The following is a 26,947-nucleotide window of genomic DNA, read 5'->3' on the forward strand; positions in this document are numbered from 1 at the left end:
CGATGTCAGGCAGCGGCGCTGTGCTGCGTGTCGCCCATCCGCTCCTCGCGCTCGACCCATTCGACCAGCAGCGTCAGCACCCGGCGCAATGCCGTGTCCTGCTCCGTCACGCGGAATTCCAGCGTGGAGAGCCGCTCCTCGATCAGGGTGAAGCAATCCTTGAGCGCTTCGGGATCGACGGTCGGCACGGCGCGGGCAAAGTCATGCTCCGCCCGCAACATATCGATCTCCGCCCGCAGGGACGCGATCTCATCCAGCAGATGTGCCGCGGGCTCGCTCCGCGCCGCGCGCAGCGCCTCGACCTCCGCGTGCAACGCCACGACATCATCCGACACCGCCGGATCGACGGCGACCGGCACGATCCGCGCTGGCTCAGCCAGCTCTTCCGCCTCGTCCAGCACGCTATGCGCCATCGGTTCGGGCGTCACATCGGCGTCGGCACCCATATCGGCCACGACCGCATAGACCACCTCGGCATCGATCACCGACAACTGGTCCAACGCGCCCAGCAGCAGCACCCGGCTCACCAGCACATTGATCCGGCGCGGCACGCCGCCCGTCGCGGCGTAGATGGCGGCGAAGGCTTCCGGCGTGAATTGCGGATCGCCCTGCCAACCGACCAGCGACAGGCGATGCAGGATATAGGGCTCGACCTCCCGTCGCATCATCGGGTCGAGATGATGGGTGGCGATCACGCGCTGGCGAAGCTGTTCCAGTTCCGGCGATTTCAGCAGGTCGCGGAATTCCGGTTGGCCCAGCAGGAAGATCTGCAACAGCGATTGCCCGCCCAACTGGAAGTTGGAGAGCATCCGCAATTCCTCGATGGCCGAGATGGGCAGGTTCTGCGCCTCGTCCACGATCAGCAGCGACCGCTTGCCCGCCCGCGCCTGTGCATGCAGCCAGCCTTCTATCTGCTTCAAAATCTGTGCCTTGGGCATGCCGTCGACCGCCAGGCCGAAGCTCTGCGCGGCGAGGCGCAGCATGTCGTCGCCCTCGACCTGGGTCGAGACGATCTTCACCGCCGTCAGCCGCGAAGGATCGATGGTGTTCATGAGGTGCCCGACCAGCGTGGTCTTGCCGGCGCCGATGTCGCCGGTGATGACGATGAAGCCCTCCCCCTGCGCCAGGCCATAACCGAGATAGGACAGTGCCTTGCGATGGGTCGCGCTCTCGAAATAGAAATGCGGGTCCGGCGTGAGCTGGAACGGCCGTCCCTGCAATCCGTAGAACTGATCGTACATGTCTATCTCTCCACCCTGTCGGGCATTGGCTTAAAATGTGTAGCGAAGGCCAAGCTGGCCCATGGCGTTGATGACGGCGTCCAGCTTGTCCGCCTTGGCGCTGTCGATGCCGACCGAGGCCGACGCCTGCAAATTGCGGGTGACGAGCCGGTAATAGCTGGTGAAGGCGCCCAGGTTCAGCACGTCCAGGCGATTGCCGCTGGCGTCGAAATAATTGGCGTAGACCGCCGTATCGATGCTCGACTGGCTGTCCACGCGATAGGTGAGCGAGGCGTTGCCGTACCAGTTCTGGTCGCGCGTGCCCCGGACGAACAGTGTCTCGCCCGAGGGCGTCACGGACTTGCGCTGCGAATAGCCAAGGCCAATGCCCATGCCCCAGGGACCACGCTCCGCCGCGAATTGCGCGGCAACGCCGCGATAGCGGAAATTGGCGCCCGTCACGCCGGCCAGCGCATCGTTGAAGCATTGTCCGCCACCGGTGGTGGAGAAGGCGCAGCCGGTGAAATCGCCGGTGAAGGGATTGCGCACGATATTGAGGTCGCTGCCGGACAGCGCCGCCACATCGGATGTGATGACCCGTCCGAAACTGTCGATGCCATCGAACACCACCAGCGCGAAGCTCTTGTTCCGCCCCTGCCAGACGAAGCTGCCCGAATAGGTCATGCCGCCATAGCGCTCGCCCACCCGCGCGGTCAGCGAGGTGCGGTGGCTCGGCCGCCAGAGCACGCCGACGTCCCAGATGATATCGTCGAAATCGTAGAGGAGCTGGCGCGGCGAATTTTCGTCGGTGACATAGCGTCCGCTGGAGGAGATCACCGGCACACCGTTGGAGTCCAACAACGGCGACCTCTGGCTGATCCCGATCTTTTCATAACCGACGCCGCCGATCAGGGCGACCGTAGGCGATACCGGCAGCGTGGCGTCCAATCGCGCCCATTTGTCCTCGAACCGCTGGTCGAGCTGGCTCGCATCCTCCCGGCTGTATCCCGCGCTGGCGACCAGGCCCAGCGGCATCCACACGCCCGGGCCCACGCCCACCGATCCCATCAGATCATGCGTCGTCGAATCCGCGAACGAACTTCCTCGCGGCGCGCCGGGGAAGTCGACATTCACGTCATCCTCGACCCGCGCATAGCCAAGCCGATAGGAAGCGCCGATGTCCAGATCGCCGAGCCGCGTCGTATAGGACGGCCCGACATAGCCGGCATAGACCTGGCTGCTGTAACCGTCATTGCGCACCGAAGCGCCGGACAGCCCATCGGTCCGCACCCGGGTCGCCAGACCACCCGCGTTCAGCGTCAGCCCCCGCGCGACACTATATCGCCCGCTGACGATGCCGCTGATGATATCCTGATCGCCAAGGTCGCCGCCCCAGCCGAAGCTGTGGGCATATTGCAGGTCCGCCGACGCCTCCATGCGCCGCGTCTGGATGCCGGCCGTCACGCCCGCGGTGACGTTGGTATAGGTCAGCACATCGCCGCCGCCCTTGATCGGCGCGACCACGACCTGATCGATGCCGAGATAGGGCGTGACGTCGACCTTGTGCTGCTCGTCGCGCGCAAGGGCGGGCGAGGTCAAGGCGATCCCCGCGAGAAGAAGGGCGATGCGAGACATCATTATCCCGCATTCCCCTGGCCATAATAGCTGCCGAAACGGCGCCCGCTATTGGCGAAGTTCACACCGTTCAGGAGCAGCTTCACCTTCGACGCGCCCTTGAGCAGGCTGGCGGCATCGCGCAGCGCGCTTTCCGTGGTCCGGTCCGCCCGCACCACCAGCAGCGCGATAGCGGCATGGCCCGCCAGAACCGCCGCCGGAGACGCGGCCAGCAAGGGTGGCGAATCGAACAGGATGATGCGGTCGGGGCGGCCTTCGGTCAGGCTATCGAGAAGCATTTCCGTGCGTGCGGAGGCCAGATATTCGGTGTCGTTGTTGCTCCGCCGTCCGGCGGGAAGGATGGAGAGGGAGGGGATGTCCGTCCGCACCACGATATTCTCTATGGCGATCGCCGGATCGGCCAGCGCGTCCATCAGGCCCGGCCCCGCCTCCAGCCCCAACGCCTCGGGAATCCCCGGCTTGCCGAAATCGGCGTCGACCAGCAGGATTTCCCGGTCCTTCTCCGCCGCCAAACTGAGCGCCAGATTGATCGCGCAGAAGCTCTTGCCCTCCCCACTGTGCGCCGAGCAGACGAGCACGCGATTGCCCCGGACATTGCCCGCCAGTTCAGCCAGCAGGTCGCGCTTGAGCAGGCGGAATTCCTCGCTCATCGCGGTGACGGGACCGTCGGGGAGCAGATAGCCCGCCTCGACCAGCGCGATCCGGTCGACGGGCTGCACCGGTCCCGTCCAGTCCGATGCGCGATAACGCGTGTCCGGCTGCTCCACAGCGACCGGTGCGGACTGGGCGACCGCAATGACGGGCTCGTCGTCCGGCACCTCGACCGGAGGCGCCGTCCGGCCACGCAGGGCCGCGTTGAAATCGTAGATTTCGGTCGCCCGCTCGATCAGCGATCCGCCGGAAAGGGACTTCATCTTGTTCATCGTCCGTCCCCTTCAGGCCATTCCACGCTGGACAAATTCGATGACGACGAGCAGCAGGCACAGCGCCGCCAGCCCCCCGCTCGCGCCGGCAAACCATTTCAGCCGCTGCTTCTCCACCGCGACCTGCGCGGCGCTGACGGTCTGGCTGATCGATCCGATCACGGGCACGCCCAGCGCCTTTTCCAGCCGCGCCGCATTGGGGAAGCCGCCCTTCAACTGCGCCATGGCAAAAGCCGTGCCGACGCCGGCGCCGATCCCCAGGACCAGCACGCCCAGGAGCAGCAGCGGCCGGTTGGGCGCGTCGGGCACGGTCGGCAGATTGGGCGGATTGATGACGCGGAACTGGATCGATCCGGTTTCCGACTTCACGTCGCCGCGCAGGCGGATTTCCTCCCGGTCGGCGAGCATCTTGTCATATTGGGTCTTGAGCACCTGATAGTCGCGGTCGAGCCGTTCCTGCTCGGCGGCGAGACCCGGTTCGTCGGTCTGGCGAGAGGCCATGGCGTTGAGGTCCGCCTGCAACTGCGCCTTGCGGGCCGAAAGCCCCTGCACCGTCGCGGCACGCTCCGCCTGCATCGACCGGATCGAGAGATAGGCGGGTTGGGCGTGCTGCCCGCGCCGCCGCCGCCCTGCCCGCGCAGCAGGTCGACCTGCCGCTGCGCCGAGATCATATCGGGATGGCTGCTGGTGAAGCCGCGCGCCCGCATGGAGGCAAGGTCGGCCTGCGCCTGGGACAGCGCCGAAGGTCCGCCCGACGCGCCCACGCCCGGCAAGGTCTGCGGCGTGCCCGCCAACTGGCCGTTCATGGCCGCCAGGGCACTCTGCGCCTGCACAAGCTGCGAATCGATCGAATTGATCTCCGACCGGGCGGCATCCATGCGCTGGCCGATCGACCCCGCGCCCGGCAGCATCCCGGCATAGCGCTGCTCGAATTCGACCCGGCGCTGTTCGGCGGCGGCAAGCTGCTTGCCGCGCCCTTCCAGTTGCTGGTCGAGGAAGCTCAGGCTCTGTTTCGTCTCGACCTTGTCGGACGACAGGTTGGTTTCCTGGAAGATGTCGACAAGCTTCTGCACGATCTGCTGCGAAATGCGTGCATTGGCGCCGTCCGACAGGCCGGAATCGGCCCAGGTGGCGCTGATGTCGATCATGCTGGGGTCCAGTTGCGCGACGACCATGATGCCTTCGCGCAGCTTGGTGATCTTCGCCGCCAGATCGCGGGGACCGTCGACCGTCCGGCTGAGGTCGGTTTCCTTGACCACCCGTTCCAGATTGGCGGTGCTGGCCAGCGTCTGGCGCACCCGGTCCAGGTCCTGCTGCGACTGGAGCTGGGTGATACCCACCTTGTCCTCCAGCAGCGACTGGGTGTTCACATAGACCCGTGCCTTGGACTCATAACTATTGGGAATGAGCGCCACGCCCAGCCAGCCGGCCAGGCACACGCCCCAGGCAACGCCCAGCGCCAGCCAGCGACGGGTCCATAGGCCATGCAGGATGACGAGCAGTTCGTCGACCAGCGCCGCCATGGTCAGAACATGCTTTCGGGAATGATGATGACGTCGCCGGGCGCCAGCATGACATTGGCCTTGCTGTCGCCGCGCTTCAGCAGATCGCCGATGCGGAGCTGATATTCGTCCTGCTTGGCGGTTTCGCGGTTGAACCGCACCAGCCGCGCCTTGTTGCCCGCCGCATATTCGCTGAGCCCGCCGACGGAAATCATCGCATCGAGCAGCGTCATGTTCGCGCGGAACGGGATGGAGGCGGGCTTTTCCGTCGCGCCGACGATCCGCACCTGCTGACTGAAGGTGCCGGAGAAATTGTTGACGATCACCGACACCAGCGGATTTTCGATATATTTGCCGAGCGCGACCTTGAGGTCGTCGGCCAGTTGCTTGGGCGTCTTGCCCACGGCAGGCATATCCGAAATCAGCGGCGTGGTGATGCGCCCGTCGGGCCGCACCTGGACCTTCGCGCCCAGATCGGGATTGCGCCACACGAAGATGGTGAGGTCGTCGAGCGGACCGATGATATATTCCTCGCCCGGCCCCTCCTGCGTCGAGACGAAGGCGGCCGGCGGCAGATTCGGCGCGCTTCCCCCACCGGAGGCGCAGCCAGAAAGGGCGACCGCAGGCAGCGACACGCCGATCAGAGCCCGGGAAACCGACTGGAAACGCATGGTCTTCACCCTCTTGCTTGCTTGCCGCGCGCACAGGGCCGCCAAGGGACAAGGCGGACCGTCGGGCACGGGGCTTTGACCGCCTTCATGCCCGCAAAGGGTAAAAATAGCGTTAGGAGTTAAGTTGTTGGCAAATCAGTCAAGTAATAGCTGTTGAGGACTTGGGTGGCCAAGAAAAGCCGCGGGGCTGGCGGAGGCTCCATAGGCCCCCGCAAGGAAGATCGCGATCAGGTCGCCTTCCTCCACCGGCGGCAGCGCCACCTTGTCGCCAAGCCTGTCGATCGGGGTGCAGAGACACCCCACGACCGTTACGGCCTCCTGCGCCGGCCCCTTCCCGAAGCGGTTGGCGACGGCGATGGGATAATTGCGCCGGACCACCGTGCCGAAATTGCCGCTGGCCGCCAATTGATGGTGCAGCCCCCCGTCGACCACGACAAAAGTTTCGCCCTGGCTTTTCTTCACGTCTATTATGCGGGTCAGGTAGACGCCTGCCTCCCCGACCAGCCAGCGGCCAAGCTCCATGGCGAATGCGCTGCCCTTGAGAATATCGGCCCGCGCCTCCAGCAGCCTGCCCAGTGCATCCCCGATCGGCCGGATGTCGAGCCGCTCGTCGCCAGGGAAATAGGGAATGCCGAAGCCGCCGCCCAGATTGACCAGAGACGGCGTCGCCCCGACCGCTTCGGAAAGCCGCGTCGCCAGGCCGATGGTCGCCGCCTGCGTATCGATCAACGCCTCCGCGCCCAAGGCCTGGCTTCCGGCGAAGATGTGCCAGCCGCGCCAGTCCGCGCCCGCATCGATCACCCAGCGCACCAGATCGGCGGCCCGTTCGGCATCCACGCCGAAGGGCTTGGCCCCGCCGCCCATGCGCATGCCGGAGCCCTTGAGGTCGAAATCCGGGTTCACCCGCACCGCCAGTTTCGGCGTCCTGCCTCGCTGCTCGCCGAGCGCGATGGCCCGTCGCGCCTCGCCTTCCGATTCCAGATTGATCGTCGCGCCGCTGTCGATCGCGACGATCAGTTCATCGTCCCGCTTCCCCGGCCCGGCAAAGCTGATATGCGCCGCGTCCATCCCCGCTTCCCGCGCCCGCGTCAGTTCGCCCCCGGAGGCCACGTCGAAGCCGTCGACCAGCTTCGCCATCCGCTCCAGCAAGGGCGCATAGGGGTTGGCCTTCACCGCATAATGAAGCGACAGCATGGACGGCATGGCGTCACGGAAGGCGCGCACCTGTTCCTTCACGATCCCCATGTCATAGACGAACAGCGGCGTGTCGCCGGCTTCGTCGACCAGACTCGCCGCGCCGCTGCCGCCGATCAGCAGCATGCCCTCTTCGCCCGTGAAAAAGGGCGGGATGGGTCCCATCGGTTTCATGCGGCATATTCCCTGGCAAGCGCCACCCGGTCGATCTTGCCGTTGGGATTGCGGGGAAATTCAGACAGCATGACGATCTCGCGGGGTTGCATGAAATTGGGAAGCTCGGCCTTCAGCCGCGCCTCGACTTCGTCCTTCAGTTCGGGGCCCTTCAGTTCGAGCCCCTTTAGTTCAAGCGAAGCGCCGCGCAACAGCAAGAGCACCGCCTGACCCAATCGCTCGTCCTTGACGCCCAGCGCCACCGCCTCGGCCACGCCATCGACGGCGACGGCGGCTTCCTCGATCTCGGTCGGGCTGATGCGGTTGCCCGCCGACTTGATCATCGCATCGTCGCGTCCCACGAAAGTGAGCAGGCCTTGGGCATCCCGGCGCACCGTATCGCCCGACCACACCGCCATGCCGCCATAGCGGGAGGCCTTCGGGGCAGGCTTGAACCGCTCCGCCGTGCGCGCTGCATCGCGCCAATAGCCCTGTGCCACCAAAGGACCGCAATGCACCAGCTCGCCCGGTTCATCATCGTCGGTCACGCTGCCGTCGGGGCGCACCACCAATATCTCGGCATGGGGGATGGCCGATCCCATGCTGTCGGGATGGCTGTCCACCAAAGCGGGCGGCAAATAGGTCGAGCGGAAGGCTTCGGTCAGGCCGTACATGGGATAGAGGTCCGCCTTCGGGAAAAGCGCCCGCAACTTTGCCACGAGGGACCGGGTCAGCGCCCCGCCGCTGTTGGTGAGGCGCCTGAGCTTCGCCGCAACCTCCTGCGGCCAGTCCAGTTCGGTGAGTTGCACCCAGAGCGGGGGCACGCCCGCCAGTGTGGTGATGTCCCGCCGGTCCACCGACTTCACCACGTCGCGCGGCGTCAGATAGTCGAGCGGATAGACGCATCCTCCGGCGAACCAGGTGGAAAGCAACTGATTCTGCCCATAATCGAAGCTGAAGGGCAGCACGCAAAGAGTCCGGTCCTGCGCGGTCAGCTTCAGATAATCCGCCACGGACACCGCGCCCAGCCAGAGATTGGCGTGGCTCAGCATCACGCCCTTGGGCCGCCCGGTCGAACCGCTGGTATAGAGGATCGCCGCCAGATCGTCCGGCGCGGCGTCGGATGGGTCCAGCGCGTCCCCGCCGCTCATCGCGCAAGCCGCATCGTCCTCCCGATGCAGATGGCATCCTTCGGGCACGTCGCCAGCGCCCAGGGTCGCCAGTCGGCTCGCCGTCCCGATCAGCAGCGCCGCCCCGCTATCGGCCAATATATGCGCGACCTGGGCATGTTTGAGCAGCGGATTGACCGGCACATGCACCAGCCCGGCGCGCGGCGCCGCGAGCGGCATCAGCGCCGCCACAGGCCCCTTGGCGATCCAGCTTGCGACTCGCGCGCCCTTCTCCAGTCCGAATCCCGCCAGCCAGGCCGCCAGCCGTCCCAGGGTTCTTTCCAGCTCGGCGTAACTCTGGGTGCCGGACCGCCCATCCAGCGCGGGCCGGGCGGGATCGCCGCGCAGCAGGATGTGATCGATGGGCGATATTCGGGCACCATCGACCATCATCGGGCCAGTCATCGCCGCAGGGGAATCGCTTAACTCCATCTCCAGACTTTTTTCCTAAACGCCATGATGTTGCCGGGGAGATAATGGTTTGCTGGTCGCAAGGGAATATCGCAGTGTCATGGAGGCGCGTCAGGCGCTCGGCACCGCGCTCGACCGGACCTCCACGCCCTCGCTGTTCGACCGCATCGACTGGTTCGAATCGCTCCACGAACATTGCTTCGCCGAAACCGATGCCCGCATCATCCAGGCGTTGGAGGGCGAGCATCAGGCATGGCTTTTCCTCGTCTCCCCCAAAGCCGGCCGGCTGAGCGCCCTTGCCAACTGGTACAGCTTCGACTGGACGCCGATCTTCCTGGGCCCGTCCGACCTGACCGTCCGACGTCGCCTGATCGAAGCCGTCGCGCAGAATCTGCTGAAGGACAGCGCCCAGATCAATCTCTATCCGGTGACGGAGGCATCCGGTCTGCTGCTCGACGCGTTCCGCCGCGCGGGCTGGTTCGGCGTCCGGCGGCCGATGGGCGGCCGGCACATATTGCACCTCAATGGCCGCACATTCGAGGAGTATTGGGCGCAAAGGCCCGGTCGCCTGCGCACGCTCATCACGCGCAAAAGCCGCGCCAGCCGCTTCACCCTCAGCATCACCGACAGGCTGACCGATGCGCTGTGGCGCGACTATGTCGCCGTCCATGACCGAAGCTGGAAACAGCCCGAGGCGAACCTTCCCTTCCTCCACGCGCTCGCCGCCAGGGAAAGCGCCGCGGGAACCCTTCGCCTGGGCTTCGCCCGGCTGGAGGAGCAGCCCATCGCCACCCAGCTCTGGACCGTGGAAAACGGCACTGCGCTGATCCACAAGCTGGTCCATGACCAGGCGTTCGACGGCGCATCGCCCGGCAGCCTGCTCAGCCATGCGATGTTCGCCGATGTGATCCGGAACGACCATGTCGCGACGATCGACTATGGTACGGGCGACAATAATTATAAGACCGATTGGATGGAGCAGCGCGAAACGCTCCACCAGCTCGACTTCTTCAATCCCCGGCGGGCCTCCATCTGGCTCCCCGCCGCCCGCGCGGCCATTTCCGCGCTTGTAGGTTAGCGACGGAACGACTAGGTAGGCGCCCATCATGCGGGCGGACAATAGTCAACCGGTCGACCGGGCAATGGATATCGAAACGATGATGCGCGCCTTGCTGCGCGATGTGCTGGCCTTGTCCCAGGATCGGGTCGACGCCTTCGATGCGGATACGCCGCTCTTCGGCGCCTTGCCCGAGCTCGATTCCATGGCCGTCGCCGGCCTGCTCACCGAAATGGAAGACCGCTTCGGCATCCTGATCGAGGATGAGGATATCGACGGCGACACGTTCGAGACGTTCGGATCGCTGGTCGCCTTCGCGGAGGCCAAGACCGAGGGCTAAACTTCCGGATTTGCGGTGCCGAAGAGCGTGTTTTTGCGCGTTGATGACTTTCTGATGGTTGGTTCGCTAACCTTCTGCTTTCCTTGAAATACAGCGTACTCCTGCGAAGGCAGGAGTCCAGTTCAGGCGGTGCGATGACCCAAGATGGACAGGACTGGGCTCCTGCCTTCGCAGGAGCACGGGGTTCTTGATGGCGGGAAGTGGCCATTCATAGCCACCCGCCGAGCCGCTTCATTCCGCCGCGACCGCCTCGAAGTCCGCTTCGGCCAGGAATTTCTCGACATCCAGCGCCGCCATGCAGCCCATGCCGGCCGCCGTCACCGCCTGACGATAGACCTTGTCGCTGACGTCACCCGCCGCGAACACGCCCGGCACAGCGGTCTTCGTCGTGCCCTTCTCGACCAGCAGATAGCCCTCGTCCATCGGCAGCTTGTCGACGAACAGCTCGGTCGCGGGCTGATGGCCGATGGCAACGAAAGCGCCGTCCGTCTCGATATGCGATTTGTGACCCGTAACCGTGTCGATAAGGTCGACGCCCACCAGCCCTTCCGGATTGCCGCCGCCGACGAAGCGCTCGACCGCCTGGTTCCACAGCACTTTGATGTTGGGATGCGCGAACAGGCGCTGCTGGAGAATCTTCTCCGCCCGCAGCGAATCGCGGCGGTGGATCAGCGTGACATCATGACTGTGATTGGTGAGGTAGAGCGCTTCCTCGACCGCGGTGTTGCCACCGCCGATCACCACCACCTTCTTGCCGCGATAGAAGAAGCCGTCGCAGGTCGCGCAGGCCGATACGCCCTTGCCCTGCAAAAGCTGCTCGCCTTCCGCGCCCAGCCACTTGGCCTGCGCGCCGGTCGCGATCACCAGGCTGTCGGCATAATAGAGCGTGCCGCTGTCACCCTTCAGGCGGAAGGGGCGTTCGCTGAGGTCGACGTCGACGATCTGGTCGTACATCATCTGCGCGCCGACATGCTCGGCCTGCGCCTGCATCTGCTCCATCAGCCAAGGGCCCTGGATGACGTCGCGGAAGCCGGGATAATTTTCGACGTCGGTGGTGATGGTAAGCTGCCCGCCCGGCTGCATGCCCTGCACCACGATCGGCGCCAGGCCCGCGCGCGCGCCGTAAATGGCGGCGGACAGGCCGGCCGGGCCGGAACCGAGGATCAGCATGCGGGTCGAATGGGTTGCGGTCATGGACGTCTTTCCGGCTGCGATTCGTGTGTCGGGATGAGATAGGCCAAGCCAGCGGACGCGCAAGCGATGGATTTGCTTGAAGGGGGAGAAGCTGAGCCTCTTTGTCTCCCCTTCCCCCCGCTGTCGTCATCCCAGCGTAGGCTGGGATCTCAGGCGAGAGGGCACAGCATAGCCGCACGAGATCCCAGCCTGCGCTGGGATGACGATTAGTGTTGGGTAGGCAGGTGAGGGAGGAACTTAATCGATCACGTTGGGGAGGTCTTCGAACCCCTTCCGCAGCGCCGCCGACCAGCTATGCGAGAGAAGCTGGAATTCCTCATTGTCCGCCTCGATCCGCGTGCGGACGCGGAAGTCGAACGCGTCCCGCTCGATCACCGTCAGATCCAGCGGCATGCCGACCGACAGGTTGGACCGCAGCGTCGAATCCATCGATACCAGCACCGCCTTCGTCGCATCCTCCAGGCTGGTTCCGCGCTTGATGATGCGGTCCAGGATGGGCTTGCCATATTTATGCTCGCCGATCTGGAAGAAGGGCGTGTCCTCCGTCGCCTCGATGAAATTGCCAGCCGAATAGATGAGGTAGAGCCGCGGCTTCCCCCCCTTGCGCTGGCCGGCGATCAGGATCGAGGCATCCGCCCCCGATCCCTGCATCTCGATCGTGCTGCGATAGCGCCCCTGCATGGTGCACATCGCCTCGCCCACAATCTGCGCGACGCGGTGCATGGTCGGGCAATTGAGAATGGTTTCGATCTCAGGATCAAGTGCCGCGTCCTTGATCGCGCGGCCCAGCATCGCCTTCACCCCCTGGGTGATCGACAGATTGCCCGAACACATCATGGTGATCGCGCGTTCGCCCGGCACGCTGTAGGTGAAGCTTTTCCGGAAGCGCGCAATATTGTCCATTCCCGCATTGGTGCGGGTGTCGGACAGCATGACCAGTCCCTGGTCGACGCGCACCGCCACACAATAAGTCATGGGCCCAAGGGCTCCTATCGTCGTTCAACCCTGCGCGGTGGCCTGCGTGCTTTGTTGTTGCTGCCGTTGCAGCTGCCGCTCCTCCACCCCATCCTCCGCCTGCGCGATCCGGACGTCCGCGTCAATCCAGATATCGCCCGCGACCGTCACCGAACCCCGAATCGGCGCAGCCTCATCCGCGTCCAGCCCGCAGGCGATCCGCAGATAGCGCTCCGTCACGCAGACCCGGTTGGACGGATCGAACCCGACCCAGCCCAGTTCGGGCACCAACGCCTCCGCCCAGCCATGGGTTTCGTGCAGCACGTCGCCCTCGTCCGCCAGCAGATAGCCCGACACATAGCGGGCCGGAATTCCCAGGACCCGCGCGCCGGCGATGAAGACCTGCGCATGGTCCTGACAGACCCCCGCCCCCAGCGCGAAAGCCTCCGCCGCCGTGGTGTTCGCTGTCGTGACGCCGCTGCGATAGGCGACCGCATCGCTCACCGCCGCCGACAGGGCGTGGAGCCGCGCCAGCGGGCCATCCTCATCGGGCAAGTCGAGCGCCATCGCCCTGATCCCTTCGGACGCACTCGTCAGCCGCGTATCCCGCAGGAAATAGCGCGGATCGACTCGGCTACCCAGCCAGCCCAGAACGCCGTGGCTTTCCCGCGTCTCGACCAGCCCTTCGGCAACGATCACGGCATTGTCCGTCCGGTCATGGCGAACCCATATCGCCTCCATCTCGCCATAGCTGTTGGGACGGAAGCCGGTCAGCGGCTCGTCATTCACGCTGACCTGCCAGTCCAGCACCTTCTGGGCCGGCGTGTCGACGGGCATCAGCTTCAGCCGCATCGCCACGCGTCCGGCCGCGGCCTCATATCGGTAGACCGTCTGATGGCGGACGAGCAGTTTCATGGAAGCCCCCTTCCCCGCTCAGCCGAAATGATAGGCCTGGGCGATCTCCACGCCCAGCCGGTTGGTGCGCGTCAGGCCGTTCTGCACCGTCTCGTGCAGGCCGGCCCGGAAAATCTCGCCGCTGTCCAGCTTCTCCAGATCCGCCACCATCTCCCGCACCGTTTCATGGCAGGCGGCGCGCGCATTGTGCCATCCCGCCAGCCGGTTCAGCCGATAGGCAAGCTGGTCGTAGCAATAGGCGATGCTGCGCGGGAACAACCGGTTCAGCACGAGAAAGTCGGTGATCTGCCAGGGCGTGTAGGTGCCGCCATAGATATGGTGGAAGGCGCGCGCGCCCGACAGCGCATAGAGCACCGACGTCCACTGATAATGGTCGCGATTGCCGCCCACCACCTCGGTCTCCGGCAACAGCACATAATATTTGACGTCCAGCAGGCGCAGCGTCATCTGCGCCCGCTCCAGCGCCGACCCGGTGCGCAGGAAATCATGCCCCTCATTGCGGAGCTGTCCCGAATGGGCGGCGCCGCGAAAGGTCATCACCCGCGTCTTCACCCAGTCGATCAGCGCTGGAAGCTGCTGCCGCGCTTCGGCCACATCATAGCTGTCGAGCTTGCGCCAGCCTTCGTTCAGCGCTTCCCACATGTCCTGCGTCAGCATGGTGCGGGCGGACTTCGCGTTGGCGCGGGCTTTCAGCAGGCAGGAGCGGATGGAGGACGGATTGTCCAGATCCAGCATCAGGAAGGCGATGGCGTCGCTCTCCGTCACCTGCGCGCCTTCGGGGAAATGGTTGAGCGCGCCCGTGGCCCGCACCACGGAGCGCCACTCGTCGCGATGATGTGCGCCGGGCAGGATCGCCATGCGCTGGCCCATGGTCAGCAGGCGGGCGGTGGCCTCGGCACGCTCCATGTAGCGGGCCATCCAGAAGAGATTTTCGGCGGTCCGGCTCAGCATGAAGGCACCTGCGTCATCCCAGCGAAAGCTGGGATCTCAGGCGAGAAGGCACAGCATAGCCGCACGAGATCCCAGCTTTCGCTGGGATGACGGAGAAAGAAAAGGGACAGGTCCACCATCATCAATCCTGCAACACCCACGTATCCTTCACCCCGCCCCCCTGGCTGGAGTTCACCACCAGCGATCCTTCGGTCAGCGCCACCCGCGTCAGCCCGCCCGGCACCAGCCTGATCTGCTTGCCCACCAGGCAATAGGGACGGAAATCCGCATGCCGCCCCACCACAGCCGCCGGACCCAGCGTGGGCACGGTCGACAGGTCCAGCGTCGGCTGGGCGATGAATTCGGCAGGATTGGCCCTGATCCGATCGGCATAGGCAGCGATCTCGTCCTTGGTCGACTTCGGCCCGATCAGCATGCCGTAGCCGCCCGATCCATGGACTTCCTTGGCCACCAGATCGTGCAGATTCTCCAGCACATAGGCGCATTCGTCTGGCTTCCCGCATTGCCAGGTCTGGATATTGTCCAGGATCGGCTGCTCGCCCAGATAGAAGCGGATCATTTCCGGCACATAGATATACACGGCCTTGTCGTCCGCGATCCCCGATCCCGGCGCGGAGGCCAGCGTCACGCCGCCGTTGCGATAGACGTTGAAGATGCCCGGCACGCCCAGCAGGCTGTCGGGCCGGAACACCAGCGGATCGATATATTCGTCGTCGATGCGGCGATAGATGACGTCGACCGCCTTGGGCCCCAGCGTGGTCTTCATCCACACCCGGTCATTGTCCACGAACAGGTCCGCCGGTTCGACCAGTTCCACGCCCATCAGGTCGGCGAGGAAGCTGTGTTCATAATAAGCGCTGTTGAGCGAGCCCGGCGTCAGCACCACCACCACCGGATCGCCCTTGCACGCCGGGGGCGCGACTTCCTTCAGGCTTTTCAGCAGTTCCGCCGGATAATCGTCGACCGGCGCCACTATCCCCTGCGCGAACAGTTCGGGGAACATGCGCGTCATGATCTCACGGTTTTCGAGCATGTAGGAGACGCCCGACGGCGTGCGGCAATTATCCTCCAGCACCTCGAACCGGGTCGGGCCGGTGCGCACGATGTCGATGCCGACGATATGGCTGTACACCTTCCCGGGCGGGGTGAAGTCGGCCATCTCCGCCAGATAGGCGCTGTTCCGGTAGATGATGTCGGCAGGCATGATCCCCGCCTTCACGATCTCGCCCCGATGATAGACGTCGTGGAGGAAGGCGTTCAGGGCCCGCGCCCGCTGGCGGATGCCCCTATCCAGCACCCGCCATTCCTGGCCGGTGAAGATGCGGGGCAGCAGGTCGAACGGGATCAGCCGTTCCGGATCGCCCCCTTCGCCATAGACCGCGAAAGTGATGCCGATCCGCCGGAAAATCGCCTCCGCCTCATCCATTCGACGATTGAGCCCGGCAATGCCCGTCCGCTCCACCCAATTCTGCACTTCCGCGTAGCAGGGGCGTATCGAACCATCCGGCTCAAACATTTCATGGAAGGGCAAAGCGTCGATCCTCCCTCAGCCAGAATGGCTAGTTGTGCATTGCAACATTAGTGCAATAGGGACGAACGAATGCAAGCGGAAAATCCGCAGACCGCCGATAAAGAGGACTGTTGAAGTGGTAGCGGAGGAGGGATCTTTTGCCAGCTCATAACTATCTGCTGTGCATCGATTTCCTTGCAATAATCGCGCAGAATACCCCCATCGATACCCCCAAAAAGGGATCTTTGCGGCGGGCTGCCCTGACTGTGCGACGGGACCATTTCGTTTGGTCCATCTGCAATCTGCGGGCTTTTCAGGATGGGGTGTCGTAGGAGCATTCTTCGTGGGTAGGCACCCTCCTGCCCTATGCCGCACAATCCTGAATGGAAGTCTGGAGTCCTGCCGAGATGAGCCAAAGGTTCACCCGCGAAGAGTTCTACGACCTGGTCTGGACGAAACCTCTGACGCACTTAGAGCGGTTTCCATTCATTCTGGTTCATAGCCGCAGGATTTGAAGTAGTTGGCGCATTCGTCGGGCTGGAAGATGTCGACGAGCTTGCCGATCAGGTCCCACAACCCGCTGACGGTTCGCTCGCCCGCCTTACGGAGCATGGCCTTGAGTCGAGAGAAGGCCTTTTCGATCGGATTGAAGTCCGGGCTGTATGGCGGGAGGAAGCGCAGGCTTGCACCGACTGCTTCGATCCTTTCCTTCACGGCGGCCCGATTGTGGCTCGAGAGGTTGTCCATGATGACAACGTCGCCGGGGCGCAGCTCGGGCACCAGGACCTGCGCGACATAGGCTTCGAACCAGTCGCCGTTGATCGGTCCGTCCAACACCATCGGCGCCACCATGCCGGTCATGCGCAGGCCAGCAACGAGCGTGGTGGTCTTGCGATGGCCGTGCGGGAAACCCATCCGCAACCGCTCGCCTTTCGGGCAGCGGCCGTGACTGCGCGTCATGTTCGTGGCGGTCCAGGTTTCGTCGATAAAGACGAGGCGTTCGGGTTCGAGATCGATCTGGCCATCGAACCAATGCCGGCGTTGCCTCAGGACGTCGGGACGGTCCTGCTCGATCGCGTGCCCGGTCTTTATGGGATGGCCCGCCCCTTTTCCCCGGCATCGGATATGATGCTGGTGCTTGAAGAGGAAAGGAGCGGACCGATGTCTATTGTGATCCTTGGCGTTGATTTGGGCAAGAATGCCTGCAGTGTGGTGGGCGTGGATGCGGCGGGAGCTGTCGTCGTACGCAGGTCGATGCGCCGCCAGACGCTGGTCGACTACGTTGCCAAGCTTCCTGTGTGCGTGGTCGCGATGGAGGCATGTTGCGGTGCCCATTATCTGGGGCGCCTGTTCGCCGCGCACGGACATGAGATCCGGCTGATGTCGCCGGAGTACGTACGGCCGTATGTCAAAGCACAGAAGAACGATGACCGCGACGCCGAGGGGATCGCCGAGGCCGCCTCGCGTCCAACGATGCGCTTCGTCGAACTCAAGACCCAGGAGCAGTTGGACATCCAGACGCTCCACCGGGTTCGCTCGCGCCTGGTGGCTGAGCGCAGGAGCCTGACCAACCAGTTGCGGGCGATCCTGCTGGAGCGCGGGACCATTTTCCCGGTTGGGCGGCGCAAGCTGGAACTCGGCATCGATGCCCTGCTGGCCGATGAGGATACGACCTTGTCACCGCGTCTGCGCCAGTTGGTGGCCGAACTGCGTGCCGAATGGCGCGAACTCGATACCAGGGTGGAAACGCTGAACGGCGAGTTTGTCGAGCTGGCGCGCAATGACGCGGCTGCCCGGCGGCTCACATCCATCCCCGGCGTCGGGGTGCTGAACGCAACTGCCCTGATTGCAGCCGTGGGCGATGCCAGCAGCTTTGCCAAAGCTCGAGACCTGGGTGCCTGGCTCGGTCTGGTGCCCCGTCAGCATACTACCGGCGGCAAGCCGCGGCTGCTCGGCATCTCCAAGCGAGGCAACACCTACTTGCGCACCTTGCTCATCCACGGTGCCCGAGCAGCATTGCCGTCGCTGGCGCAAAGCGAGACCCCGTTGGGGCGCTGGTTGACAGGAATGATCGAGCGAGGAGTCCACCGCAATGCTATCGTCGTCGCGCTGGCCAACAAGCTGGCGCGGATCGCATGGGCGGCCTTGCGCAAGGACGCGACGTTCGAACGCGGCTACCCAGTCGCGGCATAACCGGATCGGCCGCACGCATCTTCGTGCATAGGCCAACGATGTTTGCAGGAAGGATCGTGAAGATGGCCTGGCAGTCGATCGGCGTCTGGAAAGCCCGGCCAAAAAAATGGCACTCGTTGCCGGCGTCTTTTTTGTGGCTCCAGACGTGCGGATGTCCATCTTGGCCATGGGGTCACCCATGAGACCGCATACGTTGACGCAGACTGATCAGAACACTTCAAAATCCCCCTTGCAGACGGGGCGGGCCATACGTTTTTTGCGCGTGATCCCGTGACGCACGAAGAAGCGATGCACTGTGCCGATCCCGACCGGGGCGCCGCGCTCAATCAGCCGGGCCTGAACCTCGACCAGGGTCATGTCTCCCTGCGCGGCGATCAGCTCCCGGATGAAGCCGCCGTGGGCTTCGATCTTGCCCGAATGCCTGTCGCCACCGCGGGGCTTGGCCACAGCCTGACCATGCTCCAGCGCACGTCGCCGCCAGCGGATCGCGCTCGACACGCTGACCCCGAAACGGGCCGCTGCCGCCCGGCAGCTCAGCCCGCCATCAATCGCTGCGACAACCCGGTCCCGAAGATCCTGTGAAAGCGTTCGTGCCATCCATGCTGCCCTCCTGCCACCAGCAGGAAGTCTGAATCACAACGCCGCCGCAAAGGGAATCCCTGTCGATTCAGTTCGTGTGGAAACCGCTCTAGCGAAGGACTTCCGACTGTCAGACGTTGCGCTTCACAAGATCTGCAGGAAGCTGATATCCCTAACCCGCCGCTCGGCTGGTGGGCGAAGCATGCCGCCGGCCAAAATGTGAAGCGTATCCCGCTTCCGAAGGCCAAAGTTGGGGTCGCCCTCACGGTAATCATCGCGAGCGGTGAAGTTCGGCAAGAACCAGACAGCTTAGCGTCGGCCCGAGAACAGGCCCGCGTAAAGGCGTCCGAGCTCGACCTTTCCGGAGAACTGCTCTCGCATCCCTTGGTCCAAAAGAGCTTCGACAAGCTGCGGAAGGCCAAGCCCGGCAACACCGGCCTAGGCCAACAAATCATCCTGCCTCGGCTGCCCAAATGCCAGCCTGTAGATTGTCAAACTGCGCTTAAGCCAGCGCAGTCGCGTAGGCAAGTGTCGCCTGTTCGATCACTTGATCGAGATCGTCGAAATCTGGAAACTTTGTGCTGAATGTGCCGGCACGCGGGTCGAGTTTGTGATCGAGGCCGCAAACGACCACGACCGGCCACTCCCGCCCCTTCGAGGCGTGCCAGGTTACAATCTCGATGCCATCGGCCTCCGCGCCAGCGGGATTCGGACGGAGATCCTCACCCTTCAAGCCGACCTTGTTCTCGAGCCACCCAAGGAAAACGTTGGCACTCTGGCCATAGAAACCTGAGGCTTCGCGCATATCCCGGTGTGCATCCAAGAATGCCGCCGCTTCAGCTGTCAAACGGCGTTCAAAAGGGACCCCCGATCGGCGTCGAAGAGGGACCCCTTTTCAGATAATATGATGCTGGTTTGTTGAAGATGGCCTTGCGCTGCGTGCGGCGGAGGGCGGGCGTAGCCCGACCGGAGGCGCGCGCAGCGCAAGATAGATTTTTGAAGGCGCCGAAGGTGGCTGTCAGCTGCGGTTTTTGAAGCGCCAGCTGTCGTTGCCCGTCTCGACGATATCGCAGTGGTGGGTGACGCGGTCGAGCAGCGCCGTGGTCATCTTGGGATCGCCGAACACGGTCGGCCATTCGCCGAAGGCGAGGTTCGTGGTGATGATGACGCTGGTCCGCTCATAAAGCTTGCTGATGAGGTGGAACAGCAACTGCCCTCCCGAGCGGGCGAACGGCAGATAACCGAGCTCGTCGAGAACGATCAGGTCGAGCCGCGACAGCTGCGCCGCCAGGGTCCCGCCTTTGCCGATCCGGGTCTCCTCTTCGAGGCGTGTCACCAGATCGACGGTGTTGAAGTAGCGGGCGCGAGCGCCCCTTCGCACGACATTGGCGGTGATCGCGATGGCGAGGTGGGTCTTGCCTGTCCCCGTGCCGCCGACCAGCACGATATTGCGGCGAGGCGGGAGGAAGGAGCCATCGTGAAGGGAGCGGATCATCTCCTCATTGATCGGTGTGCCCTCGAAGCTGAACCGCTCCAGGTCCTTCACCACGGGCAGCCTCGCAGCCGTCATCCGATAGCGGATGGAGGCTGCATCCCGGTGGGTCGCCTCAGCACGGAGCAGGTCGGTCAGTATCTCCATGGTGGTGCGCTTGCGCTGGAGGCCGGTGGTGACCGCCTCGTCGAACGCCGCCGCCATGCCCTTGAGTCCGAGGCCGCGCATCGTGTCGATCATATCATGCCGCTGCATCATAGCCTCGCAGCAGATCATAGCGGGCACAGTCGGCGAGCGGAGGATGCTGCAGCATCCGGTCTTCCGAAGTGACGATGCTGTGGGGTGTCGCCGGCTCGCGGCGCCGGGAGAGGATGTTGAGGATCAGCTCGTCGCTGGCCGTTCCGTTCGCCAACGCTTCGCGCACGGCAGCCTCTACCGGCTCCAGGCCATCGGTGAGCACCGCCGAGAGGACCCGCACGAACCTGCGATCGGCCTCGTCCCCGGTGCCGAGCCTTCGCCGTAATCGGTGCAGGGCGGGCGGCAGATCCCAGTCCTGGAACGGTGCGCCGTTACGCAGCGCGCCGGGCTTGTGCGCGAGGACCGGCAGATAATGCCAGGGATCGTATATCGTGCGGTTCCGACCGAAGTGGCGCTCATGCTCCCCGACGATCGCATCGCCGCAGCGTATGACGATGCGATCGGCATAGGAGCGCACCTGAACGGTCCGGCGTGCGGCCGTCGACATGACCGAGTAGCGGTTGCGATCGAAGCTGATGAGGCAGGTGCCGGTGACGGCATGCTCGCTCTCATGGAAGCCGTCGAACGGTGCCAGGATCGGCTGCAGGGCCGGTCGCTCCATATCCAGCGCCTCGGCGACGGTAATATCCCCGCGTTCGGGATGGGCATGATGCTCGGCCCAGCGCCGGCACTCGGCCTCCAGCCACCCGTTGAGCTCGGCCAGGCTGGCGAACCGGAGCCGCGGCTGGAAGAAGCGGCCTCGGATTGTCTGGACCTGCTGCTCGACCTGGCCCTTCTCCCATCCCGCCGCCGGCGAGCAGGCGGTCGGCTCGACCATGTAATGATCGGTCATGATCAGGAAGCGGCGGTTGAACACACGCTCCTTGCCGGTGAACACGGCCGTCACCGCCGTCTTCATATTATCGTAGATACCGCGTCGCGGCACACCGCCGAAGAACGCGAACGCCCGGGCATGGGCATCGAACAGCATCTCCTGGCCCTCGCGCGGATAGGCCCGGACATAGGGTGCGCGCGAGTCGCAGAGACGCATATGCGCCACCTTCACCCGCATCGGCTTGCCGGCGATCTCCACATCCTCGTGGCTCCAGTCGAACTGGTAGGCCTCACCCGGCTGGAAGGTCATCGGGATGAACGCCGGTGCGCCTTCGCCAGCATCCTTCCGCCGCGCAGCACGCCAGCGCGCCGCATAGCGGCGCACCGCATCATAGGATCCATCGAACCCCTCGCGCACCAGCAGGTCATGGATACGCGTCATCCGTAGCCGATCGCGGCGGCCGCGACCTTCGTTCTCCTCAAGCAGCGCATCGAGACGATCCTGATAAGGACCGATCCGCGGCAGCGGCTGGACTTTGCGCTGATAGTTGAACGCCGCCTCCGGCGACCGGATCGCTTTGCGGACGACCTTCCGCGACAAACGAAGGTCACGAGCGATCGCCTTGATCGCCTTACCCGCTGCATGCTCACGCCGAATCCGAACCACTGTCTCCACGATCAACATCCCGTTCTCGCCAACTGATCAAAACCAGTCGGCCGACTAAATCCCCGGGATGAAGGGGTCCTTTTTGCACGCCGATCACCCCACGAAGGGGGTGCCTATTGCACGCTGATCCTCACCCAGCTGCGAGGAGAGGAACCAGCTATTGATCCTGTAAAGGATGATGCGTTTTGCGATCCCCATTCCCAGGGTCCTCGGCAAGTAGCCGATCCGCGGATCGCGATAGGCACAGACGAGATCGACGCCTATTATGCAGCCAGTATTCCGGGCAGAAAGGAGGCGCCGCATGGGCCAGGTCACATTGAGTGCGACACCGAAGGGCAACGGCTTCCAGGCGACAGTCACTTACCCGAACGGGGTGTCGATCAGTTCTTCCGAGGCTTTCCCGACACAGGCGGAGGCCATCGAAGCTGCGGCATTGATGGTCCTGGATATGCCGGAGCGGCTCACCGATCTCGACCGTCCCGATACCCCCGACTGACGCTGGTAACCCGCCTCCCCGTACCGGCCGAGGGATGCCGAAACCGTCTACGAGCAAAAAGAAAGGAGGAAGCCCTGACGGACCTCCTCCCAAACCGGCGGGTCAGAATTCATCGCTGAGACGGCCCGGCACGGTGTCGATGACCCGGTCCAGCATGGCCTTGGGCAACGCGCCGTAGTCGCCTTCATCGACCGCGATATAGCCTGCATCGTCATCGGTCAGGACGTACTGCGTGAAGTAGCTGTGAAAGGACCGGGCATGGGCCTGATCCAAGGCTGCAATGAAGGCTGCCTGATCGGCGGCGGGACCAGCAGCGGCAATGTTGAGTGAAGCGTACATGATCTTTCCTCCTGATGTTCGATGCGTCGCATCAGAAGCTGCGAAGGATGTGGGTGACGGGCTGGGTCAGGGACCGCGTCAGCGGCCGCGAAGCGGCGATGGGGGCAACGATTTTTGCCGGGCTTGCCCGGTAAAAATGGTGGGGCCCCGTCGTCCTTGACGCAGCCCCAAAGCCCGCATCAGACTTGGTCTTTCTGCGAGAGAGACCTCTCCAACGCCTGCGCAGAAGCGAGACGCCTGCCCCACAAACCATTTTCCTACATGCCCCCGCAGTGCCAAGATCGGGAGCGGAGGGGACCAACGGCCTGCAAGAAGGAAGCACTATGGCCAGGTCCAAACCTACTGCACGCGATGCGCTGAGGAAGCTGCGTGAACAGCGTGCTCAACTCGAGAACGAGGAGGCTCGTCTCCGCGAAGAGGCAGCGACCGAACTCGGAAAGCTGCTGATCGAGTGCGGCGCCGAGACGATCGAACCAGCGCAACTGCGTCAGATCGTGCGAGGAGCAATGGCACTCGGAATCGAGGAAACGCTGAAGCGGATTGCTCCCGCGTAAAGCCCACCCCGCGGCGGCAAGGGGTTCGATGCCCCGCGCCGCCGCATCGCCGGCGTACAAAGGAAAAGGCCCCGATGGCGTCTGCCACCGGGGCCTTGTCGCAGGGTGAGGACATTCAGTCCTCGTCGATGTCGGGGGCTCCCTCGTTGCTGCCCGAACGGCCCTTGGTGAGGAAGTCGACCTTGTCGGCGATGATCTCGCAGCCGTAGCGCTTGGTGCCGCTCTGATCTTCCCACTGGGTGTAGTGGATGCGCCCTTCGACCGTCACGAGCTGGCCCTTGGTGCAGTACTTGGCGACGTTCTGGCCCAGGCCGTTGAAGCAGGTGATCCGGTGGAATTCGCTGTCCTTGGCGGTGTAGCCGTTTTCGTCCTTGTAGGTCTTGCCATCCTTGCGGGCGGGACGGTCGGTCACGACCGAGATCGAGGTGATGCTAGTTCCACCCTGGGTGGTGCGGGTCTCGGGGTCGCGAGCGATGCGGCCAACGAGGATAACGAGATTGGTCATGGGCTTTCTCCTGATCGAGCATTCCGGGTCCATCCCGGCTGCAAACCCGAGCAGAAGCACCCCGCGGCGAAGCGCACCGAAGGGGAACCCGGAACTGGTTCGGGTGGTGCGGGCAGCCGGGCACAGCCCGGCAACTCGGCCGGACCTGATCCGGGTTGCGCGTCTCGACGGGGGGTGATTCAGGGACAGGTTTGCATCGAAGCCGGGTGGAGCTGGATGCCTTGAACAGGTTTGCCCTGCCTCGTTTCCCTCCGGTCTTGGCCGGATCATTCCCTCCCCACCTTCCACCGGAGAACCCCTTCCTAGATCATCGTACTGACCGCTCCTCCAACCGGTGGCTCATTCCTGGACGAAACTGCTTCGCCGGGGAGAGGCATATCGATCGTCACCCCTTCAGCGCCGTCCAGAGGGTTGCCTCGAAGCATCCAAGACTGCGGCGTGATCAAGCGCGCCCAGTCCGCAAAGGAGGGGATCGAGCCCAGGTCTTCGCGTACGTGCTGTTCGCCGACCAGACGCACCGGAACGACCCGGCCATCGGCATTGACGAGAGTCTCGCCGAAGAGTGTTTCGAGCATGAATATTCCCTCGGCATGGTGCCGCAGCGCGCGATGACGGGGGTCTGCGAGAATAGCCTTCGACTGGTCGAACCACTGGTGCAGCGGGAGATAGTCATCGACCGTGCCGCCCCATTTTCGGACCGACGAGAGGGCGTGGTAGTAGCAATGTGCCATGCCAGGTCTCCTAGAGCTCGGTCCTGTGATCATCGGTCGCGGTGAAGCGCAGACTGCAGTCGAGCACGAAGGTCGCTTCAGCCACATCGATCACCAGTTCGCCGCAGGCACCGTCGTTGATCTCCCAGCCAGGATGGTGACGTTCGAGCGCCAGATAGGTCAGCTGCTCGAGAGCTTGGCCGAGTGAGTGCAGCTCCGCGGAACCGTCACCATCCGAGTTGCCTGCTTCGTCTTCCAGAATGGTGACATCGGGGCACGCGATCGCGGCACCAGCGGCATCGAGGCACGCGCATTCCTCAACAGCACCGCTGTCGCCGCAGCCGTCAAAGCGGATCTCGACGCGGGCGATTCCGGCTTCCTGCAAGCGCGGGAGAATGACGGTCTTGAGCTGCTGAATCTCTGCGACCACCTGGGCCTGCCGCTGGGCCTGAAGAACGGCAAAGTCGGCCATCACGGCCTCGATATCGATCATGGAATACCTCCTGTAGAAACGAGCCAACGACCATTTGCTGGCTCCAACCGACAGGCGCACGCCTTTCCTCTGATGGGCGACGCCAGCGCCGATCCGGCGCTGGCGCGAAGACCGTCAGGGCCCTAGTCGGTCCTGGCCGAAGTGTTCTTCGGATTGGTACCGAGGGGCCCGCGGCGATCGACAACGGTGATCCGCCGAGCCTTGGCCTCGATCACCAGGCGTTCGAGTACGCCATTACCCGGGAACGCAATGACGTAGCGCGGATCGAGGGAAAGCATCCGCTCGTTGCGCTTGAAGCCGGCACGGGCGCCCAGGCGCATATCCAGCGAGAATGTCACCTGCGGGATGCCGCGCCGTTCAGCCCAGCTCGAAGCCAGACGGTCGACGCCCTTGGTGTCGCCGCCATGGATCAAGACCATATCCGGCACGCGGTCGCGGACCTTGTCGAGCGTGGCCCAGACATTGTTGCCGAAGGTCAGCGCATCGTCTTCAGTAGCATGACGGGTGCGCCCTCCGGCGAACACGACCGGGGTTCCTTCGGGCACGGCCGCACGGCGTTTGGCCTCGGCGCGGGCGCGCAGGAAGTCGCGACCTTCGACGAGCGCCGAGGTCAGCATTGCACTGTGATTGAAGCGAGAACTGGAGACTGGCTTCCAGGAGGAACCGAACTCGTTGAGGTATAGGCCTGCTGCGACTTCGCGCATCTCTTCGAGTGCCAGCATCGCGCTTTCTGCGCATTGCGCCCGCTCAACCTGGGTCTCAAGGTCATGGGTGTGGACCTCGGATCCATCGGCCGTAGCAATCAGCGCGCGGACCTCGTCGGTCGCCCGGTCAAGGGCAGTCGATTTGCGTTCCGCCGAGCGGTGAAAGATGTTGACGAAGGCCCAGCCAAGATCCTCGGCGTCGGCTTCAAGAGCGGTCCCGGACACCATGGCGAAAAGATCGGACCAGACCGCTTCGAGGGTTTGGACGACCGCCTCCCGGACTGGGAAATCGCTTGTCGATAGGGGAGCAGGACCGACGGAGAAGCCGGCGAGATCGAGCCCGGCGAGTTGGTCGGCAAATGACGTGTGCATGGAATTTCCTCCTGACTGACGTGAGGCCGACGCACCCGTTCATGGCTGCGCCAGCGAGAGCCCGTCAGGGCCAGCAGTCAGGCAGGATTGCGCACCCGTCAGGGGAAACCCGGCTTGGCGGGCTGGCGCGGGCAGGCCTTGAGCCCGAAGGGGCAAGGCCAACACGGGCCCGCCCAAGCCGGGTTGCGCAAGACTGGCGGCTGGCCCAGGGCCTCTCTCGCATGGCGACAGACCATGAGCGGCCGGCAAAGTTCAGTCAGGGGTGGCAACCCAAAGCGCTGCGCCTGACCAACTCGCGGAGCTCAAGCTGCGCGCTTGGTGTAAACCCCCTCGCCGTTCGACATATGCCCGAGGCAATCATAGTCGCCGAACAAGGCATCGAAGCGGGATGCGATCTGGGACAGCCAGCGCTGTGCGCGGGGTGAACGGGCCGTGCGCCAATCGGCGTCCCAATAGGCCCCGTCATCGCGTTCGGCGATCCAGACGGCCACCAGCCCGCCGTAGACCGATACGCCGAAATCCGCATAGGCATTACGCATGAGGATCCGGTCTTCCCGGCCGCGCCAGCCGTCATGCGGGATCAGGGACGGGAAAGCATTGGCGGCCCGCTCGCGCAAGTCCTCGCGCAGCCATTCATACTCGAATTCCCAGTCGCCGTCGTTTTCGACATCGAGCACACTGAACGCGACAATTGCACCGCTGGGATAGCTGACCGATCGGCCCATGACATCCTCCCTCAGGCCGCAAGCGCAGCGTCGTCGGACGCGTCGTCAAACTGCTCGGGGATGATCTTCCCGCCGAGCTTCAGCAGCAGGCTCGCAGCCTCTTCGGCCTTGGCCGCAGCGGTCAGGATGGCGCGCTCATCATCCTTCAGAAGCTTGAGCCAATGCTCGATATAGCTTGCGTGGCTGTCGAGATGCGTGACCGGCAATCCCAGCTCAGCCCCCAGCATGGCGCTGGAGAGTTCCGCGCA

27 protein-coding genes and 2 pseudogenes are annotated in these 26,947 nt (G+C 64.2%); 5 read left to right on the top strand and 24 right to left on the bottom strand.

Annotated features, from left to right (window positions below; all coding sequences use genetic code 11):
• Positions 1-5: 5 nt before the first annotated feature.
• The 7 genes and pseudogenes from YP76_RS24635 to YP76_RS24665 form a co-directional block, all read right to left on the bottom strand.
• Positions 6-1,241, bottom strand: a complete 1,236-nt coding sequence (locus tag YP76_RS24635; protein WP_046766033.1) for an XrtA/PEP-CTERM system-associated ATPase — start codon at positions 1,239-1,241, stop codon at positions 6-8.
• A gap of 30 nt (positions 1,242-1,271) precedes the next feature.
• Complete coding sequence (locus YP76_RS24640; RefSeq protein WP_046766034.1) at positions 1,272-2,858, bottom strand: hypothetical protein; 1,587 nt, start codon at positions 2,856-2,858, stop codon at positions 1,272-1,274.
• Positions 2,858-3,778, bottom strand: a complete 921-nt coding sequence (locus tag YP76_RS24645; RefSeq protein WP_046766035.1) for a P-loop NTPase — start codon at positions 3,776-3,778, stop codon at positions 2,858-2,860. The genes YP76_RS24640 and YP76_RS24645 overlap by 1 nt, the downstream gene beginning before the upstream one ends.
• A gap of 12 nt (positions 3,779-3,790) precedes the next feature.
• Positions 3,791-5,301 (bottom strand): annotated as a pseudogene (locus YP76_RS24650) (XrtA system polysaccharide chain length determinant).
• Between the two features lie 2 nt (positions 5,302-5,303).
• Positions 5,304-5,951: an XrtA/PEP-CTERM system exopolysaccharide export protein gene (locus YP76_RS24655; RefSeq protein WP_046766036.1), complete on the bottom strand. Its 648-nt coding sequence runs from the start codon at positions 5,949-5,951 to the stop codon at positions 5,304-5,306.
• A 135-nt stretch (positions 5,952-6,086) separates the two neighbouring features.
• A complete protein-coding gene (locus tag YP76_RS24660; protein ID WP_046766037.1) occupies positions 6,087-7,319 on the bottom strand; it encodes a pyridoxal-dependent decarboxylase, exosortase A system-associated in 1,233 nt (410 codons plus the stop codon).
• Positions 7,316-8,899, bottom strand: coding sequence for an acyl-CoA ligase (AMP-forming), exosortase A system-associated (locus tag YP76_RS24665; RefSeq protein ID WP_232307714.1), 1,584 nt, complete (start codon positions 8,897-8,899; stop codon positions 7,316-7,318). The genes YP76_RS24660 and YP76_RS24665 overlap by 4 nt, the downstream gene beginning before the upstream one ends.
• A gap of 49 nt (positions 8,900-8,948) precedes the next feature.
• Between YP76_RS24665 and YP76_RS24670 the strand changes: the two genes are divergently transcribed.
• Both YP76_RS24670 and YP76_RS24675 read left to right on the top strand, forming a co-directional pair.
• On the top strand, positions 8,949-9,956 hold the full coding sequence (locus tag YP76_RS24670) for a GNAT family N-acetyltransferase (protein WP_046766038.1): 1,008 nt from the start codon (positions 8,949-8,951) through the stop codon (positions 9,954-9,956).
• 28 nt (positions 9,957-9,984) lie between these two features.
• A complete protein-coding gene (locus YP76_RS24675) occupies positions 9,985-10,275 on the top strand; it encodes an acyl carrier protein (RefSeq protein WP_046766039.1) in 291 nt (96 codons plus the stop codon).
• A gap of 231 nt (positions 10,276-10,506) precedes the next feature.
• Here YP76_RS24675 and trxB read toward each other — a convergent pair whose 3' ends face one another.
• The 6 genes and pseudogenes from trxB to YP76_RS24705 all read right to left on the bottom strand — a co-directional run.
• Complete coding sequence (gene trxB / locus YP76_RS24680) at positions 10,507-11,469, bottom strand: thioredoxin-disulfide reductase (RefSeq protein ID WP_046766040.1); 963 nt, start codon at positions 11,467-11,469, stop codon at positions 10,507-10,509.
• A gap of 237 nt (positions 11,470-11,706) precedes the next feature.
• Positions 11,707-12,444, bottom strand: a complete 738-nt coding sequence (locus YP76_RS24685; RefSeq protein WP_046766041.1) for a peptidase — start codon at positions 12,442-12,444, stop codon at positions 11,707-11,709.
• A gap of 24 nt (positions 12,445-12,468) precedes the next feature.
• Entirely contained in the window at positions 12,469-13,338 is an 870-nt protein-coding gene (locus YP76_RS24690; protein WP_046766042.1) for a transglutaminase family protein, read from the bottom strand.
• Between the two features lie 18 nt (positions 13,339-13,356).
• Positions 13,357-14,289: an alpha-E domain-containing protein gene (locus tag YP76_RS24695; protein ID WP_046766043.1), complete on the bottom strand. Its 933-nt coding sequence runs from the start codon at positions 14,287-14,289 to the stop codon at positions 13,357-13,359.
• A 121-nt stretch (positions 14,290-14,410) separates the two neighbouring features.
• Complete coding sequence (locus YP76_RS24700; protein WP_046766044.1) at positions 14,411-15,820, bottom strand: circularly permuted type 2 ATP-grasp protein; 1,410 nt, start codon at positions 15,818-15,820, stop codon at positions 14,411-14,413.
• 465 nt (positions 15,821-16,285) lie between these two features.
• Positions 16,286-16,888: pseudogene (locus YP76_RS24705) on the bottom strand (IS630 family transposase); the annotation flags it as partial.
• A 72-nt stretch (positions 16,889-16,960) separates the two neighbouring features.
• On the opposite strand from YP76_RS24705, the gene YP76_RS24710 reads away from it, so the two are divergent.
• Entirely contained in the window at positions 16,961-17,992 is a 1,032-nt protein-coding gene (locus YP76_RS24710; protein WP_046766067.1) for an IS110 family RNA-guided transposase, read from the top strand.
• A gap of 207 nt (positions 17,993-18,199) precedes the next feature.
• Here YP76_RS24710 and YP76_RS24715 read toward each other — a convergent pair whose 3' ends face one another.
• The 4 genes from YP76_RS24715 to istA all read right to left on the bottom strand — a co-directional run bounded on the left by YP76_RS24715 (position 18,200) and on the right by istA (position 21,819).
• The gene (locus YP76_RS24715; protein WP_046766046.1) at positions 18,200-18,589 is read right to left on the bottom strand and encodes a helix-turn-helix domain-containing protein; all 390 of its coding nucleotides are present in this window, start codon (positions 18,587-18,589) and stop codon (positions 18,200-18,202) included.
• Positions 18,590-19,073: 484 nt separating this feature from the next.
• Positions 19,074-19,418 carry a hypothetical protein gene (locus YP76_RS24720; RefSeq protein WP_157035873.1) on the bottom strand — a complete coding sequence of 115 codons (345 nt, stop codon included), beginning with the start codon at positions 19,416-19,418 and terminating at the stop codon, positions 19,074-19,076.
• Between the two features lie 171 nt (positions 19,419-19,589).
• Complete coding sequence (gene istB / locus YP76_RS24725; protein WP_031304487.1) at positions 19,590-20,318, bottom strand: IS21-like element helper ATPase IstB; 729 nt, start codon at positions 20,316-20,318, stop codon at positions 19,590-19,592.
• On the bottom strand, positions 20,305-21,819 hold the full coding sequence (gene istA / locus YP76_RS24730; RefSeq protein ID WP_021238707.1) for an IS21 family transposase: 1,515 nt from the start codon (positions 21,817-21,819) through the stop codon (positions 20,305-20,307). Before istA ends, istB begins: the two co-directional genes overlap by 14 nt.
• A 283-nt stretch (positions 21,820-22,102) precedes the next feature.
• Between istA and YP76_RS24740 the strand changes: the two genes are divergently transcribed.
• Complete coding sequence (locus YP76_RS24740) at positions 22,103-22,297, top strand: hypothetical protein (RefSeq protein WP_046766049.1); 195 nt, start codon at positions 22,103-22,105, stop codon at positions 22,295-22,297.
• A gap of 102 nt (positions 22,298-22,399) precedes the next feature.
• On the opposite strand, the gene YP76_RS24745 is transcribed toward YP76_RS24740, so the two are convergent.
• Positions 22,400-22,636 carry a hypothetical protein gene (locus tag YP76_RS24745; protein ID WP_046766050.1) on the bottom strand — a complete coding sequence of 79 codons (237 nt, stop codon included), beginning with the start codon at positions 22,634-22,636 and terminating at the stop codon, positions 22,400-22,402.
• 323 nt (positions 22,637-22,959) lie between these two features.
• On the opposite strand from YP76_RS24745, the gene YP76_RS28935 reads away from it, so the two are divergent.
• Positions 22,960-23,190: a DUF6437 family protein gene (locus YP76_RS28935; protein ID WP_231467505.1), complete on the top strand. Its 231-nt coding sequence runs from the start codon at positions 22,960-22,962 to the stop codon at positions 23,188-23,190.
• 115 nt (positions 23,191-23,305) lie between these two features.
• Here YP76_RS28935 and YP76_RS24755 read toward each other — a convergent pair whose 3' ends face one another.
• The 6 genes from YP76_RS24755 to YP76_RS24780 all read right to left on the bottom strand — a co-directional run.
• A complete protein-coding gene (locus tag YP76_RS24755; RefSeq protein ID WP_007688363.1) occupies positions 23,306-23,695 on the bottom strand; it encodes a single-stranded DNA-binding protein in 390 nt (129 codons plus the stop codon).
• Positions 23,696-23,997: 302 nt separating this feature from the next.
• On the bottom strand, positions 23,998-24,426 hold the full coding sequence (locus YP76_RS24760) for a DUF6915 family protein (protein ID WP_046766052.1): 429 nt from the start codon (positions 24,424-24,426) through the stop codon (positions 23,998-24,000).
• Between the two features lie 10 nt (positions 24,427-24,436).
• Complete coding sequence (locus YP76_RS24765; protein ID WP_046766053.1) at positions 24,437-24,898, bottom strand: DUF6878 family protein; 462 nt, start codon at positions 24,896-24,898, stop codon at positions 24,437-24,439.
• Between the two features lie 122 nt (positions 24,899-25,020).
• Entirely contained in the window at positions 25,021-25,974 is a 954-nt protein-coding gene (locus tag YP76_RS24770; protein WP_046766054.1) for a DUF2493 domain-containing protein, read from the bottom strand.
• Between the two features lie 302 nt (positions 25,975-26,276).
• Positions 26,277-26,699, bottom strand: a complete 423-nt coding sequence (locus tag YP76_RS24775) for a hypothetical protein (RefSeq protein ID WP_046766055.1) — start codon at positions 26,697-26,699, stop codon at positions 26,277-26,279.
• Between the two features lie 11 nt (positions 26,700-26,710).
• Positions 26,711-26,947, bottom strand: a 237-nt coding sequence (locus YP76_RS24780) for a zincin-like metallopeptidase domain-containing protein (RefSeq protein ID WP_046766068.1), incomplete at its 5' end; no start/stop codon positions are given.

This window comes from Sphingobium chungbukense, from assembly GCF_001005725.1.
In the GTDB taxonomy this organism is placed as follows: domain Bacteria; phylum Pseudomonadota; class Alphaproteobacteria; order Sphingomonadales; family Sphingomonadaceae; genus Sphingobium; species Sphingobium chungbukense.